At 72.0% G+C, this 16810-nt stretch carries 19 protein-coding genes; 5 read left to right on the top strand and 14 right to left on the bottom strand.

The window, feature by feature from the left end; translation table 11 throughout:
* Positions 1-210: 210 nt before the first annotated feature.
* The 8 genes from mutM to rsmD form a co-directional block, all read right to left on the bottom strand.
* Entirely contained in the window at positions 211-1068 is an 858-nt protein-coding gene (mutM, locus tag OG811_RS17380) for a bifunctional DNA-formamidopyrimidine glycosylase/DNA-(apurinic or apyrimidinic site) lyase (protein ID WP_406067091.1), read from the bottom strand.
* The gene (gene rnc / locus OG811_RS17375) at positions 1061-1984 is read right to left on the bottom strand and encodes a ribonuclease III (protein ID WP_406067090.1); all 924 of its coding nucleotides are present in this window, start codon (positions 1982-1984) and stop codon (positions 1061-1063) included. The genes mutM and rnc overlap by 8 nt, the downstream gene beginning before the upstream one ends.
* The gene (locus OG811_RS17370; protein ID WP_406067089.1) at positions 1981-2967 is read right to left on the bottom strand and encodes a phosphate acyltransferase PlsX; all 987 of its coding nucleotides are present in this window, start codon (positions 2965-2967) and stop codon (positions 1981-1983) included. The genes rnc and OG811_RS17370 overlap by 4 nt, the downstream gene beginning before the upstream one ends.
* A 114-nt stretch (positions 2968-3081) precedes the next feature.
* Positions 3082-3255 (bottom strand): 50S ribosomal protein L32, encoded by a 174-nt coding sequence (gene rpmF, locus OG811_RS17365; protein ID WP_030335284.1) that lies wholly within the window; start codon positions 3253-3255, stop codon positions 3082-3084.
* Between the two features lie 5 nt (positions 3256-3260).
* Entirely contained in the window at positions 3261-3824 is a 564-nt protein-coding gene (locus OG811_RS17360) for a YceD family protein (protein WP_406067088.1), read from the bottom strand.
* Between the two features lie 110 nt (positions 3825-3934).
* A complete protein-coding gene (locus tag OG811_RS17355) occupies positions 3935-4432 on the bottom strand; it encodes a hypothetical protein (RefSeq protein ID WP_406067087.1) in 498 nt (165 codons plus the stop codon).
* A gap of 228 nt (positions 4433-4660) precedes the next feature.
* A complete protein-coding gene (gene coaD, locus OG811_RS17350) occupies positions 4661-5143 on the bottom strand; it encodes a pantetheine-phosphate adenylyltransferase (protein ID WP_406067086.1) in 483 nt (160 codons plus the stop codon).
* Entirely contained in the window at positions 5140-5703 is a 564-nt protein-coding gene (gene rsmD, locus OG811_RS17345) for a 16S rRNA (guanine(966)-N(2))-methyltransferase RsmD (RefSeq protein ID WP_406067085.1), read from the bottom strand. The genes coaD and rsmD overlap by 4 nt, the downstream gene beginning before the upstream one ends.
* Positions 5704-6168: 465 nt before the next feature.
* Here rsmD and OG811_RS17340 point away from each other — a divergent pair, with 465 nt between their 5' ends.
* The gene (locus tag OG811_RS17340; protein ID WP_406067084.1) at positions 6169-7113 is read left to right on the top strand and encodes an LPXTG cell wall anchor domain-containing protein; all 945 of its coding nucleotides are present in this window, start codon (positions 6169-6171) and stop codon (positions 7111-7113) included.
* 113 nt (positions 7114-7226) lie between these two features.
* On the opposite strand, the gene recG is transcribed toward OG811_RS17340, so the two are convergent.
* Complete coding sequence (recG, locus tag OG811_RS17335) at positions 7227-9425, bottom strand: ATP-dependent DNA helicase RecG (RefSeq protein WP_406067083.1); 2199 nt, start codon at positions 9423-9425, stop codon at positions 7227-7229.
* Positions 9422-11035, bottom strand: coding sequence for a DAK2 domain-containing protein (locus OG811_RS17330; protein ID WP_406067082.1), 1614 nt, complete (start codon positions 11033-11035; stop codon positions 9422-9424). Before OG811_RS17330 ends, recG begins: the two co-directional genes overlap by 4 nt.
* A 286-nt stretch (positions 11036-11321) precedes the next feature.
* On the opposite strand from OG811_RS17330, the gene rpmB reads away from it, so the two are divergent.
* Complete coding sequence (gene rpmB / locus OG811_RS17325; protein WP_007456456.1) at positions 11322-11513, top strand: 50S ribosomal protein L28; 192 nt, start codon at positions 11322-11324, stop codon at positions 11511-11513.
* A gap of 125 nt (positions 11514-11638) precedes the next feature.
* Here rpmB and OG811_RS17320 read toward each other — a convergent pair whose 3' ends face one another.
* Both OG811_RS17320 and OG811_RS17315 read right to left on the bottom strand, forming a co-directional pair.
* Positions 11639-12100 (bottom strand): GNAT family N-acetyltransferase, encoded by a 462-nt coding sequence (locus OG811_RS17320; protein ID WP_406067081.1) that lies wholly within the window; start codon positions 12098-12100, stop codon positions 11639-11641.
* A 30-nt stretch (positions 12101-12130) separates the two neighbouring features.
* Positions 12131-13063 carry a thiamine-phosphate kinase gene (locus tag OG811_RS17315; protein WP_406075773.1) on the bottom strand — a complete coding sequence of 311 codons (933 nt, stop codon included), beginning with the start codon at positions 13061-13063 and terminating at the stop codon, positions 12131-12133.
* A 153-nt stretch (positions 13064-13216) separates the two neighbouring features.
* Between OG811_RS17315 and OG811_RS17310 the strand changes: the two genes are divergently transcribed.
* Entirely contained in the window at positions 13217-13450 is a 234-nt protein-coding gene (locus OG811_RS17310) for an Lrp/AsnC ligand binding domain-containing protein (protein WP_110562464.1), read from the top strand.
* A 9-nt stretch (positions 13451-13459) separates the two neighbouring features.
* Positions 13460-14122, top strand: a complete 663-nt coding sequence (locus tag OG811_RS17305) for a DUF3515 family protein (protein ID WP_406067080.1) — start codon at positions 13460-13462, stop codon at positions 14120-14122.
* 44 nt (positions 14123-14166) lie between these two features.
* Here the strand turns inward: OG811_RS17305 and OG811_RS17300 are convergent, their stop codons facing one another.
* Both OG811_RS17300 and OG811_RS17295 read right to left on the bottom strand, forming a co-directional pair.
* Positions 14167-15267, bottom strand: a complete 1101-nt coding sequence (locus OG811_RS17300) for a D-alanine--D-alanine ligase family protein (protein ID WP_406067079.1) — start codon at positions 15265-15267, stop codon at positions 14167-14169.
* Positions 15268-15462: 195 nt separating this feature from the next.
* Positions 15463-15681 carry a hypothetical protein gene (locus OG811_RS17295; protein WP_406067078.1) on the bottom strand — a complete coding sequence of 73 codons (219 nt, stop codon included), beginning with the start codon at positions 15679-15681 and terminating at the stop codon, positions 15463-15465.
* Between the two features lie 279 nt (positions 15682-15960).
* Here OG811_RS17295 and OG811_RS17290 point away from each other — a divergent pair, with 279 nt between their 5' ends.
* Positions 15961-16806 (top strand): helix-turn-helix domain-containing protein, encoded by an 846-nt coding sequence (locus OG811_RS17290; RefSeq protein WP_406067077.1) that lies wholly within the window; start codon positions 15961-15963, stop codon positions 16804-16806.
* Positions 16807-16810 lie beyond the last annotated feature (4 nt).

Here is a 16810-nt window from a genome sequence, read left to right as displayed (position 1 = left end):
CCTGTCACGTCAACCCCCTGTCAACGGTGCTGACGCTAGGTGCATGACGAGACGGTCACATCGGGGATGGGCCCCGGCCCGCCCCGGAATCGCCGCATCGGGTGCGGGGGTCCGTTCGGCGGGCATCAACCCCCGTTCGGGCGTATGCCGGGGTCCATCCCGGAGCGGCCGGCCGCGACCCGCCGGCACCACCCCGGAGCCGACTCCGGGTCATCCCCGAAGGGAACCCCGGGGTCGGGGCTGACAGTGCGGGCAGCTGTACGAGGACCGGTTCATGAACGCCTCGCGGCGGATCGGCGCGCCGCACCGACGGCACGGCTCGCCCTCGCGGCCGTAGGCGTTCAGCGCCCGGTCGAAGTAGCCGCTCTCCCCGTTGACGTTGACGTAGAGGGCATCGAAGCTGGTTCCGCCAACCTTGATCGCCTCGGCGAGCACGTCACGGACGTGGCCGAGCAGGCGCTGCGCGGCCGGGCCGGTCAGCGCGTCGGTGGGTCGGCCGCCGTGCAGCCCGGCGCGCCAGAGTGCCTCGTCGGCGTAGATGTTGCCCACCCCGGAGATCAGGGTCTGGTCGAGCAGGGCCCGCTTCACCTCGGTGTGCCGGCGGCGCAGCGCGGCGACGAACGCCGCGTCGGAGAACTCCGGGTCCATCGGGTCACGGGCGATGTGCGCGATCTCGTCCGGCAGCTCGGCGCCGCCCTCGCTCACCGACAGCCCGCCGAATGTGCGCTGGTCGACGAAGCGCAGCTCCGGTCCGTCGTCGCCGAACCGGAACCGGACCCGCAGATGGGTCTCGTCCAAGGTGCCGGGTGGTTGGAGCAGCAGCTGACCAGACATACCGAGATGCCCGATGATCGCGTCGCCGCTGTCCAGCGGCAGCCACAGGTACTTACCGCGACGGCGGACGTCCAGCACGGTCCGGCCGGCGAGCACGTCGGCGAAGTGCACGCCACCCGGGATGTGCCGGCGAACCGCGCGCGGGTGCCGGACCTCGACCGAGGTGATCCGGCGGCCGACGACCCACTGGGCCAGCCCCTGCCGGACGGTCTCCACCTCGGGTAGCTCAGGCACGCCGCAACCCCGTCTCGTGGCCGTCGGCACCCCAGGCCGGCACGGCCTGCGCCAGGTGGTCGGCCTGCTCGGCCTGGGCCGCCCGCTCGGCGCGCTCCAGCGGCCCGAACGGATCATTCCGGTCAGTCGCGCCGTCCCGGTCAGTCGGCTGGTCCTGGCGGTCGTCGCCGCTCTGGCTAATCTGGCCGCCGTCTGCGGCCCGCCCGTTCTGCTCGGCGAGCGTCCGCCAGGCGGCCTCGGCGGCCCGCTGCTCGGCCTCCTTCTTGCTGCGCCCCTCGGCGCCGCCGTACCGGTTGCCGGCCACCACCACCCAGGCGGTGAACGTCTTGAGATGGTCCGGGCCGGTGCCCTCGATCCGGTACTCCGGGACGCCGAGCCCGAGCGCCGCCGTCAACTCCTGCAGGCTGGTCTTCCAGTCCAGTGCGGCACCCCGACCAGCCGACTCGGCCATCAGCGGGTCGAAGAGCCGGTGGATGACGATCCCCGTGGTGTCCAACCCGTACTGGAGGTAGATCGCGCCGAGCAGCGCCTCGAGCGTGTCGGCGAGGATGCTCGCCTTGTCCCGACCACCGGTGGTCTCCTCGCCCTTACCGAGCAGCAGGTACGCGCCGAGGCCGTCCGGGCCCAGGCCACGGGCCACATCGGCGAGCGCCCGCATGTTGACCACGCTGGCGCGCAGCTTGGCCAACTGTCCCTCGGGCAGGTCCGGGTGGTTGTGGAAGAGCGCCGTGGTGATCACCACGCCGAGCACCGAGTCGCCGAGGAACTCCAGCCGCTCGTTGGTGGGCAGCCCGCCGTTCTCGTACGCGTACGAGCGGTGGGTCAGCGCGCGCTGCAGCAGCTCGGGTTCCAGGCTCACGCCGAACGCGGCTTCCAGGTGACCGACGGACGCCCGCCGCCGCTTGTCGTTGCTCATGATGTGCGTACCTCGGTGTCGGTGGGGCGGTCGGTGCGGTCCGTCGCGGCGTTGCCGTCCAGCAACGCGGAGACCAGAACGGTGGCGTGCCGCCGCCACAGGTGGGCGGCGAGGGCTATGCCGGAGGCGACGTCGGCGGGGCGGGCGGAACCGTGGCAGACAACCACCGTCCCCGCAACGCCCAGCAGGGCGGCCGCGCGGGGCGCGCCACCCTCGGCGGGTGGGCCGCCAGCTATCGCGTACGCGCCCTCGACGGCCTTGAGCAGCACGTTACCGGTGAAGCCGTCGGTGACGACCACATCGGCGCGCGCGCCGTGGGTCACGTCGTACCCCTCGACCAGGCCGACGTAGCGCGCCCCAGCGGGCAGCGGCTCGACGGCGAGCAACGGGTCGGCGGCCCGGCGGACCCGGTCGCCCTTGCCGGCCTCGGTGCCGACCGAGAGCAGCCCGACGCGCGGCGCGGCGATCGAGTGCGCCACCGCGGCGTACGCGGCGCCGAGCACGGCATGGCGGGCGAGAGTGGCCGGGCGGGGTTCCAGGGAGCCGCCCACGTCGAGCAGGACGATCGGCCCGGCTACGGCGGGCAGGGTGGCGACCAGGGCGGGTTGGCGGATCTCCGGCCAGCGGCCGAGGCCGAGTACGGCCGCGGTGACGGTGGCACCGGTGGCACCGGCGGAGACCAGGGCGTCGGCGCTCCCGTCGCGGACGGCGGTGACCGCGGCCCGGACGGTGCTCTCCGCGCGGGCGGCGCTGGGATGGTCGGCCATGCCGACGACGTCGCGGACGGGCCGCACCGTGATCCGGGCGCGTTGCGCCGGATCCAGGGCAGCGATCAACTCGTCGGCGACCTCGGTCGGGCCGACGAGGAGCAGGTGCAGGTCAGGGTCGGCGCGCATGGCCCGCAGAGCGCCGTCAACCACGACGGCGGGAGCGTCGTCCCCGCCGAGGAGGTCAACGGCGATCCGCGCGGTGCCCGGCTCCACCGGAACGCCGGCCGGCGTGGGCCGGACGGCGTCGGAAGGAGCCGGAGCACCGGGCGAATGCCAGGGTGCGCGCGCCGCCCGACCTGAGGTCGGGGGCGTCACTGGGCGTTCAGGTCAGACCTCGAGAACCTGGCGGCCGTTGTAGGTGCCGCAGACGGAGCAGGCGGCGTGCGGCAGCTTCGGGGACTTGCACTGCGGGCACGCGACGGTCGCGACCACGGTCGCCTTCCAGTTCGCCCGGCGGGACCGGGTGTTGCTGCGCGACATCTTGCGCTTCGGGACGGCCACGGTTCTTACTCCTCTGTAACGGTCAGTTGCGACAGGCCCGCCCAACGCGGGTCGATCTGCTGGTGACTGTGGTCGGCCGGCAGATCGTCCCAGTGGGCCCCGCATTCGGGGCACAACCCTGGGCAGTCCTCCCGGCAGAGCGGGTTGGTCGGCAGCGTGAGCACCAACGCGTCCCGCAGCGCCGGCTCCAGGTCGATCAGATCGCCCTGCATCCGGCCCACCTCGTCCTCGTCGGTCGTGGCGTCCGTGGTGCTGTCCTCATACGCGTACAGCTCCTGGATCGTCACGCCCATCGAGTCGTTGATCTCGCGCAGGCAACGACCGCACTCGCCCCGGACGGGACCGGTGATGGTCCCGGAGACGAGCACGCCCTCGGACACCGACTGCAACCTCAGATCGAGGTCGAGGTCCGCGCCCGCCGGCACGCCGATCAACTCCAAGCCGAGGTCCGCCGGTGCCGGCACGACCCGCTGGACTTCACGCAACACGCCAGGTCGACGCGGCAGGTCCCTCGTGTCGAGGACCAGCGGCGACCTGGGGTTGAGTGTCGATGGCGAGTGCTTGGGCATAGTCAGACTCCGGCCGGTGAGAGGCCGACAAAAAAGGTTACCTGGGCGACCGCCGGACCGTCGAACCGGGGGCGACCCCCGCCCGAGAATGTCGGCTGGTGAGGTGCCGCTCAGAAGGGTAGCGGGCGTTCCGCCTCATCCCCAGCGAAGGTGCCAATCTCCCGCAGTGCGTGCATCTTGTCCCGGCCGCGCTCTATCGAGGCCAGCGCCCGGGTGAGGAACTGCTCGAAGTTGGCCAGCGCGGTGTCGACGTAGTCGTCGACCTCCTCACGCAGGCGCTGCGCCTCGGCTCGGGCCTCACCGATGATCCGGGCACCCTCGTGCTCGGCCGACACGGTGATCTCGTTCACGGAGACAAGGCGGGCGTGTTCTGCCTCACCCTCACTGATGATCCGGTCGGCCTCGCGCTTGCCGGCATCCATGATCTTGTCGCGCTCCTCGAGGAGTGCGGCAGCGCGACGCAGGTCGGCGGGAAGGTCGGCGCGCATCTCGTCGAGGGCCGCGATCATCTCACCCCGGTCGACCATGCAGTTGTTGCGCGACATCGGGACGGAGCGGGCCTGCTCCACCATGGCGATCAGTTCGTCGATGCGATCGAGCGGGTCCACCGGTACCTCACTCCTGTCGTTCGTCGGCCGACCTCCATGATGCGGGCTACGGCCGTTCCCCGCGCCACCAATCATGTCGTGCTCGCCCCACACCCGCCCCATCCACCCCGACCCGGCGCGTCGCGACATCGTCACTCCGCGCCGATCTTGCACATCCTGCCGTGACAAACCCGCACAAGAGAGGCGATCGAACGACCGCAACTGCAAGATCGCGGGGGAAAGGGCGCGTCAGGGGCGGGGGCCGAGCCGCACCTGGAGGGCTTCGCGGACCGGGTCGGGAACGTGGGCGGAGATGTCGCCGCCCCACTTGGCCACATCCTTGACCAGGCTTGAGGAGAGGAACGAGTAGAGCGGGTTGGTCGGCATGAACAGCGTCTCGACGCCGGCCAGCCCGATGTTCATCTGAGCCATCTGCAACTCGTAGTCGAAGTCGCTGACCGCCCGCAGACCCTTGATCAGCACACTCGCCTGCTGCGCTCGGCAGAAGTCCACCAGCAGCCCTCGAAACGACTCGACTCGCACATTCCCGTACGAGGAGGTCACCTCGCGGAGCATGTCGATCCGCTCCTCGACAGTGAACAGGCCACTCTTCGACTGGTTTATCAGCACGCCGACAATCACCTCGTCGAAGAGCCGACTGGCCCGCCCGATGATGTCGAGGTGTCCGTTGGTGACCGGGTCGAACGAGCCGGGGCACACCGCACGTCTCATGATCGGCGACCGTACCAAAGGGTGGTTTCGCCGTAACGGCGACTGCGCTCGGCGGTGATCCCCTCCACCCAGTCGAACTGCCTCGTGCGAGTGGACCGCTCCACCACCACCAGCGCGTCGGGCACCAGCCAGCCGCCGTCCACCAGCGCGGCCAGCAGCGCGGTGATCTCCGCGTCCGGCACCGCGTACGGCGGGTCGGCGAAGACCACGTCGTAGGGCCCGTCGTCCGGGCCGGCGGCCAGCACCGTCGCCACCTTGCCGGTGACCAGGCGGGCCGCCGGGCCGGCGCGCAGGGCGGTCACGTTCTCCCGGATCACCCGGGCCGCCCGCGGGTCGGACTCGACCAGCAGCACGTGCCGGGCCCCCCGGGAGAGCGCCTCCAGCCCGACCGCGCCGGAGCCGGCGTACAGGTCGGCGAAGCGGGCGCCGTCGAGATCGACCTCGGCCTGGACGGCACTGAACAGCGCCTCGCGGACCCGGTCGGAGGTGGGTCGGGTGCCGGCGCCGGGAGGCGCGGCGATCCGCCGGCCACCGAGCGTCCCGGCCACGATCCGGGTCACCGTCTCCTCCTGCTCATGCCCGCGACGCTACGCGATGGGGCGCGGCCCCGGTCACCACGGCGCGTATCCGAGGAGCCTGCCGGCTGACGGTGGCACGGTGGCTCCGCTCGCTCCGGGTCAGGTGCCGGGTGCCGCCGCCGGAAGCACGCCGCCACGCTGGTCCACTGAGGGCGTGAGCAGCCCCGACGGCTTCAGATCCACTGTGGTTCCTCCGAGGATCGATCGCCAGCAGTGACTGAACTGACGCCTTGGGTTGATCAAAGATCACGAATCGACTACATTGCCCGATGGCAATGATCTGAACTCCCCTCATTAACCACCCATCAGTACAGTCACCCCCTGTCCCCGCTTTCGCTGCGGGAACACCACCGCGTCGCGCGACACCCCGGTGAGCAGGCGACCCCCCGGTCGCGATGGCTCCCGGCCTCCCGCCACGCGATCCGTACCCCCTCACCAGGAGCAGGCGTGAACCCTCCCAAGTCTCCGTTCCGGCGCCTCGCGGCCATCGCCGCGGGCGCGCTGATCGGCCTCGCCGGCGTCGGCGCCGTGGCGTCCCCCGCGAGCGCCCACCACCCCGAGCCCTCCGGCACCTACTGCCTGGCCTCTGACGGTCAGGTCACGGTGACCTGGAAGGTCGGCAACAGCGAGAACATTGATGCGACGATCACCAAGCTCGTGTCAACCGTCCCGACCGAATTCAGCGGCGGCGACTTGGCGAAGGACGCCACCCTCCCGGCGAAGGGCAAGGGTGTCCTCACCTCCACCCAGACCCACCGTTTCACCGAGCAGCAGCCGAAGATCGAGCTGACCGTCGAGGCGAGGTGGGAGCGCCCCAACCGGATCGTGACCGAGGAGCGGACGGTGGCCGCCACCCCGGCGGAAACCTGCGCGGTGGAGCCCTCGCCCTCGCCGACCAGTCCGACGCCGACCGCCACTCCGACGGCGTCCCCGACCCCCAGCGCCTCTCCGTCGCCGAGTCAGCCTCCGGCCCAGAGCCCGACCCCGACCCCGACTGCCACCTCGGCTCCGGCCGAGCCGGTGGGCACCGTCGAGTCGACCTGCGACAAGCTCACCTTCACCATCGAGAACCCCGCGGACGGTGAGACCGTCACCCTCACGCTGACCCCGAACAAGGGCGAGGCGAAGACGCTGACCGTCAAGCCGGGCGAGACCGGATCCGTCTCCTTCGCCGCGACGAAGGGTCTCACCGTCACGCCGGCCGCCGAGGGCCTTGACGACACCACGCCGATCGCCTGGGAGCAGCCGGCCGATTGCGACAAGGACAAGCCGGCCCTGCCGCTGACCGGTGCTGCCACCGGCGGCATCATCGCCGGTGCCGCACTGCTGCTCGCGGCCGGTGCTGCCCTGTTCGTGATGGCCCGCCGTCGTCGGGTGCGCTTCACCGCCTGAGACAACCCGCTCTGACAACTGAGGGCGCGTCGACCATTCCGGTCGGCGCGCCCTCGGCCCATTGCGCCGGAAGCCGAGAACAGAACTCCTGATGCTCAGGGACGAACCCGGGCTCAACCCTTTTCCAGGTACTCCGCGCGTTCCTCGTCGACCAGGGCGGCTACCGAGGCGGCCAGCGCCGGCTGCTGGGCCAGCTCCGGGTCCTCCTCGACCACGGCTATCGCCTCGGCGCGGGCGTCGCGGATCAGGTCGGCGTCGCGGAGCAGTGACAGCAGCCGCAGGTGCGAGCGACGTCCGGACTGGGTGGCGCCCAGCACGTCGCCCTCGCGGCGCTGCTCCAGATCCAGCTCGGCGAGCGTGAAACCGTCGCTCGTGGACGCCACCGCGTCCAACCGTTCCCGCGCCGACGAGCCCTCGGCGGCCTCGCTCACCAGCAGGCAGAGCCCGGCGGCGGCACCCCGGCCGACCCGGCCCCGCAACTGGTGCAGTTGGGAGACACCGAAGCGGTCGGCGTCCAGCACGATCATCACGGTCGCGTTCGGCACGTCCACACCGACCTCGACCACGGTGGTCGCCACCAGGACGTCCAGGTCACCGGCCGCAAAGGAGCGCATGACCGCGTCCTTCTCGTCGGCCGGCAGGCGACCGTGCAACACCCCGATCCGCAGCCCGTGCAACGGCCCCTCGGCCAGCAGCGGGGCCACCTCGGTCACCGCAAGCGGCGGGCGACGGCCGTTGTCGTCCACCGCTGGCGGCTCCTCTTCCGACGCCGGACCGCCACCGATACGCGGACACACCACGTACGCCTGATGGCCGGCGGCCACGTCCTCGCGCAGCCGACGCCAGGCCCGGTCGAGGTAGGCCGGCTTCTCGGCGGCCGGCACCACGTGCGAGGCGATCGGTGATCGGCCCCGGGGCAGCTGGGAGAGCGTGGAGACCTCCAGGTCGCCGTAGACGGTCATCGCCACCGTGCGCGGGATCGGGGTGGCCGTCATCACCAGCACGTGCGGCGGCTGGTCGGCCTTGGCCCGCAGAGCGTCGCGCTGCTCGACGCCGAAGCGGTGCTGCTCGTCGACGACCACGAGGCCGAGATCGGCGAAGTCGACCCCCTCGTAGAGCAGGGCATGGGTGCCGAGCACGATGCCGGCGGCGCCGCTGGCCACCTCGCCGAGCGCCCGCCGCCGGGCCGCCGCGCCCAGCGAGCCGGTGACCAGCTCGACCCGGGTGGCGTGCTCGGCGGAACCCAGCTCGCCGGCCCGCCCCAGCGGCCCGAGCAGGTCGAGCATGCCGCGGTGGTGCTGGGCGGCCAGCACCTCGGTGGGCGCCAGCAGCGCAGCCTGCCCGCCCGCGTCGACCACCTGGAGCATCGCCCGCAACGCCACCACCGTCTTGCCCGAGCCCACCTCACCCTGCAACAACCGGTGCATCGGGTGTGGGGCGGCCAGGTCGGCGGCGATCTCCACGCCGACGTCGCGCTGACCGGCCGTCAGCTCGTACGGGAGTCGGGCGTCGAAGGCGTCCAGCAGCCCGCCCGGGCGCGCCGGGCGGGGCCGGGCCGGCCAGTCGGCCGCCCGGCGCTTGCGCTGCACCAGAGTCAACTGGACGGCGAACGCCTCGTCCCACTTGAGTCGCCGCCGCGCCCGGTACAGCTCCTCCTTGCTGGACGGCCGGTGGATCTCCTTCAGGGCAGTGCCCAGCCCGACAAGTTTGCGGCTGGCCCGCACGCTGCTCGGCAGCGGATCGTCCGGCGGGGTGAACGTGTCCAGGACGACCCGCACGCAGCGCGCGATCACCCACGTCGGCACGGCCGCGGCGGCCGGGTAGACGGGGATCAGCGCCCCGGCGAACTCCTCGATCTCGTCGCTGACCGCCGCCTCGCCGTCACCGCCCTCGCCGAGCAGGACGTACTCCGGGCCGTTGAGCTGCCGTTTGCCCCGAAACTCGGTGACCTTGCCGGCGAACAGGCCCCACCGACCGGGACGCAGCTCCCGCTCGCGCCATGCCTGGTTGCCGAAGAAGGTCAACGTCAACATCCCGCCGGAGCTGTCGCCGACGGTCACCTCCAGCAGGTTGCCCCGCCGCTGGCGCATCGGGCGCACCGCAGTGCGCTGCACCTGGGCCAGCACGGTGACCTGCTCGCCGACGTCCAGCGAGCGGATGTCGGTGTGTTCGCCACGCTCGTCGTAGCGACGCGGGAAGTGGTAGACCAGGTCACCCGCGGTGTGCAGATCGAGGTGCGCGGCCAACGCCTTGGCCGTCTTGTCCCCGACCAGCTTCTTCAGCGGAGTGTCCACCGTGGCTGGTTCGCTCATTCGATCCCTACCAGGAGCGGATAAAACGGCTGACCGCCCGGGTACGCGTGCACCTCGACGAACGGCCAGCGCCTCACGACGTGCGCGCGGACGGCATCGGTGAGCCCGGCCGGAGCGTCCGCGCCGGCCAGCAGGGTGACCATCTCGCCACCGCCGCCGAGCATCCGGTCGACCACGGCGGCGCAGGTGTCGGTGAGGTCGGTGCCGATCAGGTGCACCTCGCCCTCGACCAGTGCCAGCACGTCGCCGGGACGACACGGGCCGGCCACGGTCAGCGCCTCCCGGCTGGCATGGCAGACCTCGGCGTAACGGCAGGCGCCAGCCGCCTCGGCCATCGCGATCACGTCGTCCTCGAAGCGGCGGTCGCCGTCGCGGACCGCGAGGGCGGCCAGCGCCTGCACGGGCGAGCGGGTGGGCACCACGCTCACCTTGATGCCGTGCCGATGGGCCTCGCGGGCCGCCGCGCTCGCCACCGCCTCGGTGTTGGCGTCGTTGGGCAGCACCACCACCCGGGCCGCACCGGTGCTGCGGACAGCGTCCAGCAGCTCACCGGTGGACGGGTTGCCCGGCACCACGGTGGCCCCTTCCGCGGCGAACAGCTCGGCGATGCCGCCGCCGGTGGCCACCACCACCGCGGCGCGGCCGTCCGCCACCGGGACGGGGAGCGGCTCCGGCTGGTCGGCGAAGCGGGTCACCGAGATCCGGTACGGGCGACCGGCGGCGACACCCGCCTCGACCGCCGCCCCGACGTCATTGACGTGCACGTGCACGTTCCAGGTGCCCTCCGGCTCACGCCCGTCGCCGACGACGACCAGCGAGTCCCCCAGTGCGTCCAGCGCCCGCCGCATCCCGGCCACCGCCTCGGCCTGGGCGTCGAGCAGGAACTGCACCTCGTACGCGTACTCGTCGGAGCCGGTCTCCCGTGCGACGCTGGCCGCCGGGCGGGCGGAGCGCGGCGTCGGCGCGGGCCGGGCGACGCTCTCCCCGGTAAGCACCTCGACCAGGGCGTCGAGCAGCACGCAGAGCCCTCGGCCGCCCGCGTCGACCACGCCCGCGCGGGCCAGCGCCGGCAGTTGCTCCGGGGTGCGGGCGAGCGCCTCGGCCGCGGCCCGGGCCGCGACGCGGGCCACCGCCGGCAGGTCGCCGCTGTCCGCCCGTTCGGCCGCGGCGGCGGCCGCCGCGACCACGGTGAGCAGGGTGCCCTCGACCGGTCGGGCAACCGCGGTGTACGCGGCTGCGGTGCCGGACCGCAGCGCGGCGGCGAACTCCCGGCCGTGCACCGCTGGCACCACGGCGACTTCGTCGGCGAAACCACGCAGGATCTGCGACAGGATCACCCCGGAGTTGCCCCGCGCGCCGAGCAGCGCGCCCTGGGCCATCAGCCGCAGCGCGTGCCCGTGCGCGGTCGGCCCACTGTCGGGGAGGGTGTCCAGATCCATCGCGAGGGCCTGCTGGGCCGAGGTGAGGGTGAGCACCAGGTTGGTGCCGGTGTCGCCGTCGGGCACCGGATAGACGTTGAGCTGGTCGATCTCGCCCTGGTGCCGCTTCAGCGCAGCCAACCCGCTCGCGCACCAGCGGCGGACCGCGGCGGCGTCGAGGGTGTCCAGCACGGCTGAAGCCTACTGGCGCGCACCGACGCCCGTTCGACTCGTCCGGCGTGTCCTTCCCGCCCCGGTCCGACGGTGCTCGTAGCGGGGACGGGCGCCTCCGGTAGCCTTGCCGCCGGGCCGGTCCACCGTCGGGCGGACAGGCCCACGACCAGGCGCGAGCCGGGGCACGGGCGACCGTCGGACCAGGCCGGTTGGCCGGGTCGGCGAGTCATCGGGTAACCTGACCAGGTTGCCCGGGCAGCACCTGCCGGCGACCCCATGAACGTATCAATCCCAGGAGTATCCCGTGGCTAGCGTGTGCGACGTCTGTGGCAAGGGACCGGGCTTCGGCCACAACGTGTCCCACTCGCACCGGCGGACCAACCGCCGCTGGAACCCGAACATCCAGTCGGTGCGTACCCCGGCCGGTGGCGGCAACACCAAGAAGTTGCAGGTCTGCACCTCGTGCATCAAGGCCGGCAAGGTCACCCGCGCCTGACGCGGTAGCACCGACCTTCTCGTACGGCTCAGCCGGCGGACCCTGAGGTTCGCCGGCTCTGTCGTGTCTGCGCGCCGAACGCCGCTGCCGCTTGATCGACACAAACCCCGGCGGAGACCCGCAGGTCAAAGGGTGCGGCCGAAGGAGACGCAGCCCTCCGCGTCCTTGTAGAAGCCGAAGTTCGGAATCCGCTCGTAACCGGCGGAGCTGTACATGGCGATCGCCTCGGGCTGCTTGTCGCCGCACTCCAGGACCATCCGCTTGCGGCCGTGCTCGCGGGCCGAGCGCTCGACGGCCGCCAGCACCGTGCGGGCCACGCCCCGACCACGTGCCGCCGGGGCCGTGTACATCCGCTTCAGCTCCGCGGTGTCGGCGCCATGGCTGCGCCAGCCACCGCAGCCGACCGGCTCGCCGGCCAGATAGGCGACGAGGAACGCGCCGTCGGGTGCCTCGAACTCGGTCGCGTCCACCGGGGTGTCGTCGCCGGAGCCGCCGTAACGGACGCCGAGGTCGGCCAGTGCGGCACGGATCAGCTGCTGCGCCACCGGTGCGTCGAACCGCACCATCCGGATCTCGATCTCACTCATCGGTATCCAGAATACGGCGGGCCCCGGACGTCACCGGAAGTGGTCCCAGCCGGTCGCGCCGTCGTAGGGCGCGCCGTCGACCGTCACGCCCACACCGTCCGTGACCAGGCCGATCGGCCGCCAGTCCGGTGGCAACACCACCGCCGGGGGGAAGGTCGCGGCCAGCGCGTGGTCGTCGCCACCGACCAGGATCCAGGTGTACGGGTCGACGCCGAGTGCCTGCGCCGCGTCGGCCATCTGCCGGGCCACCTCGAACGCGTTCCGGCGTACGTCGATCGCCACCCCGCTGGCCGCCGACACGTGCCCGAGGTCGGCGAGCAGCCCGTCCGACACGTCGATCATCGAGGTGGCGCCGAGCCGAGCGGCCTGCGGGCCGGCCTGGTACGGCACCTGCGGCCGCCGGTACGCCTCGACCAGCAGCCGAGGGGTGCGGAAGCCCCGGGTGAGCACCGTCAGCCCGGCTGCCGCGTACCCGGTGCGCCCGGCCAGGGCGAGCACGTCCCCGGGACGGGCACCCGAGCGCAGCACGGGCGGGCGGCCCTCCAGGTCGCCCAGCGCGGTGACCGCGACGGTCAGGGTGGGGCTGGCCGACATGTCCCCGCCGACGACGCTCGCGCCGACCGTCGCCGCCTCGGCGGAGAGCCCCTCGGCCAACTCCTCCGCCCAACCGGTGTCCAGGTCGGCCGGCATGCAGAGAGCGACAAGCAGGGCGGTCGGCGTGGCACCCATCGCCGCGATGTCCGCCAGGTTGGCCGCCGCCGCCCGGTGCCCAACGTCACGGGCCGAGGACCAGTCCCGCCGGAAGTGCCGCCCGTCGACCAGCACGTCGGTGGAGGCCGCCACCCGGCCGTCCGGCGCGGCCACCACCGCCGCGTCGTCGCCTGGGCCGAGCAGGGTCATCGGTCCGTACGACAGTCGGGCGGTGATCCTCCCGATCAGCCCGAACTCCCCGATCTCGGACACACTGGCGCCGCCGCCGGCGTTCCGCCCGTGCTGCCCGGCTCCGCCGTGCTCGCTCACTGCTGCTCCTTGACCACCGATAGGGATCCGACCTGCTCCGTAAGGTAGTTTCACCCTTCGGGCCGCTCCCGAGCGGCGACGGACGGAGGTCGATTCGTGGTACAGGCGTACATCCTCATCCAGACCGAGGTTGGCCGCGCGCGTGACGTGGCGGGTCTCATCGCGGACATCACCGGCGTGGTGCGCGTCGACGCCGTCACCGGGCCGTACGACGTGGTCGTCCTCACCGAGGCGAACACCGTCGACGAGCTGGGCAAACTCATCGTCAGCAAGGTGCAGATGGTGCCCGGCATCACTCGCACCCTCACGTGTTCGGTGGTGCGGTTGTAAGTGGACGAGATGACGACCTCCTCCGCTGCTCTGGACGACGACGGGACGCGCGAGCCGGCTGACGGTATCCGCGAACCGGCCGACCCAGCCGCCGCCGCGCCGGTCGGCCGGGACCGGACCATTCGCGGCGCCGCCCTGCTGGCCACGTTGATCGCGCTGCCGATCACGCTGCTGGTGGCCGTGCTGGCCTTCACCAAGCTCACCCCGGACGCACCGGCCGCCGTGCCGACACCCTCCGCGACCACCGCCCGCGTGCAGTCCACCGCCCCGGTGGAGATGGCCGCCCCGGCCCTGGCCGCCCGTCCGGCCACGGTCTGCCGGGCCCTGCTCTCCCAGCTGCCGGCGAGCATCCGCGACCTGGCCCAGCGGCCGGTCACCGCCGGCCCGGAGCAGAACGCCGCGTATGGCGACCCGGCGCTCACCGTGGCCTGCGGCGGCACCGAGCCGACCTTCCCCGCCACCGACGAGGTCTGGACGGTCAACCGGGTCTGCTGGCATCTGGCCGAGCAGGCCGACGGGGCCGTGCTCAGCACGGTCGACCGGGAGACGCTGATCACGGTGCGGGTTCCGCGCGCGTACGAGCAGGCGTTGCAGTGGGTGTCGACGATTTCCAGCACGATCGTGGCGACCGTGCCCTCCGGCGGCGCCATCCCGTCCGGCTGCCAGCGCTGAGCCGGCCCCGCGCCGACTGAGGTAGGCGGGCGGGGCCGGATGGCTCAGTGCAGGCCGACGCCGCGCCGCTGGGCGGTGCGGATCAGCCGGTTGACCAGCTTCGGATACTCCAGGCCGGAGGCCGCCCACATCCGCGGGAACATCGACGTCGGGGTGAACCCGGGCATCGTGTTGATCTCGTTGAGGTAGATGTCCAGCTCGGGGGTGACGAAGAAGTCGGCCCGGGCCAGGCCGGCGCAGTCCAGCGCGGTGAACGCGCGGATGGCGTACTCCTGCACCTGGCGGGTCACCTTCTCTGGCAGGTTGGCCGGAATGTCGTACTCGCAGGAGTCGTCGAGGTACTTCGCCTCGAAGTCGTAGAAGTCGTGGTCGGCGACGACCCGCACCTCGGCCAGCACGGACGCTTCGGGCGCGCCACCGGCTTCGCCCTCCAGCACGCCGCACTCGACCTCGCGGCCGATGATCGCGGACTCGATGATGACCTTCGGGTCGAACTGCCGGGCGGCAGCGACCGCGGCGTCCAGCTGCGCCCAGTCGCTGACCCTGCTGATGCCGAACGAGGATCCGGCCCGGGACGGCTTGACGAAGACCGGCAGGCCGAGCCGCTCCTTGTCCTGCTCGCTGAGCGTCATCCCGTTGCGCAGCACGGCGTACGAGCCGACCGGGATGCCCTCGATGGCACACAGCTTCTTGGTGAACTCCTTGTCCATGGCGGCGGCGGAGGCGAACACGTTCGCCCCGACGTAGGGGATGCCGGCCATCTCCAGCATTCCCTGGATGGTGCCGTCCTCGCCGTACGTGCCGTGCAGGACCGGGAAGACCACGTCCACGTCGGCCAGCACCCGGGGACCCTCGGTCGGGTCGAGCACCATCAGCCCGTTGCCGGTGGGGTCGGCGCGCAGCACGATGTCGTCGCCGGAGTCGGCGGTGATTTCCGGCAGCTCCCGGGCGTTGATCGCGAGCTGGGCGGGATCTCCACTGGTCAGCACCCACTGGCCGGCCCGGGTGATGCCGACGGGCACCACCTCGAACTCGTCCGGGTCGAGCGCGCCGAACACGCTGCCGGCGCTGACGCAGGAGATGCCGTGCTCCGGGCTGCGGCCGCCGAAGACGATTGCCACGCGGGTCTTGCCTGGGGTGGTCACTCCGGTCACCTCTTCGTACGCGACTGCGGCTGGTCGTGCTCGCCGGTGGCGCTCACCCGGTTGACCTTACTGTGCGTGGCGGTAGGGCGCGGCGATACCCGGCGAGCCACAGCGCGACACGGCAATCGGTCAACAGAGGATATACGGTGTGTGATCGGACTGTCGCCGTGCCATAGACCGGCGACCTGGGCCTGCTCAGTCGCGGGCGTGCCGTCGGCCGACCGCGATCACCTTCACCCGCTGTCGACCGGCCCGCACCATGCCCAGCGCCATGAACGCTCCGGCGATCCGGTCGGCGGCCTCCCGACTGCTGGCGCCGACCACCTGCCGGCGCCGCTCCGGCGCGGTCCGCTCGTTGCGGTCGATGCCCTCGACGGGACGCACGTCGGTGAGCACCACGAGGAAGCGGGTCATCGACGGCCGTCCGGGTGCACGGCGGCGGGGGGCTCCGGACCGGTTCGCACGTCGTCTCCTTCCGGCGGGCCGGGATGGCGGCGGCACGCGACGATCGGGTACGGGGGAGAAACCCGATCGCCGCGCGCCCCATCCCCTCCGGTCGCTCACCACCACCGTCGCCACGACAACCGGCGGTGAGGACGTGATGACAGATTGACACGTGTACAGCCGTGAATGCAACTCTCATCGACGTTCTCTCATGCAGACGTTCCCACGAATGTGTGCGACCATCGATGTATGGCCCCGAAGACCGCCCGTGCCCGCCGGCTCGGCATCGCCCTGCGCCAACACCGGGAAGCCGCCGGGCTGACGCTGGAGACCGCGGCGGATGAGATCAACAGCACCCGCAGCACCCTCTCCCGGTACGAGAACGCCCAGACCCTGATCACCCCGGCAACCGTGCGCGCCCTGCTCACGTCGTACGGGGTGGGTGCCGAGGAGGTGGCTGCGGCGGTGCAGCTCGCAAAGGACGCCCGCAAGCCGGGCTGGTGGGTGTCGTACTCCTACCTGCTGGATCCGCGCACCATCGACTTCATTGCCCTGGAGGCCGAGGCGACCGCAATCGCCAACTTCGAGCCCTCGGTGGTGCCCGGCCTGCTACAGACCGCCGACTACGTCCGTGGCGTGATGCGCGGCGGGCCGCACACCCTCGGGGACGACCTGGTGGAGCAACGGGTCAAGATCCGGCTCGACCGCCAACAGCGGCTCACCGGTGACCAGCCGCCCATCTTCGACGCGATCATCGACGAGGGCGCGCTGCTGCGCCCGGTCGGTGACAAATCGGTGATGGACGGGCAACTACGCCACCTGGTCAAGATGGCCGAACTGCCGAACATCGGCGTCCAGGTGATCCCGCTCTCCGCCGGCTACCACCGGGGCACCCGGGGTTCGCTGCACATCCTGGAGTTCGCCGACCCGGAGGACCCGATCATCGCCTCGGTGGAGACCGTCGCAGGTCAGATGATCCTCGACCGGGCCGGGGAAACGCGTACCTGCACCAAGATCATGGAGCATCTCCGAAGCGTGGCGCTCAGCCCGGCGGACAGCCGCGAGATGCTCCTGTCAGTCCTGAAGGGACGGTAGGACC

This window comes from Micromonospora sp. NBC_01638 (genome assembly GCF_045209745.1).
GTDB lineage: Bacteria > Actinomycetota > Actinomycetes > Mycobacteriales > Micromonosporaceae > Micromonospora.
This window is presented reverse-complemented; position numbering and strand designations above follow the sequence as displayed.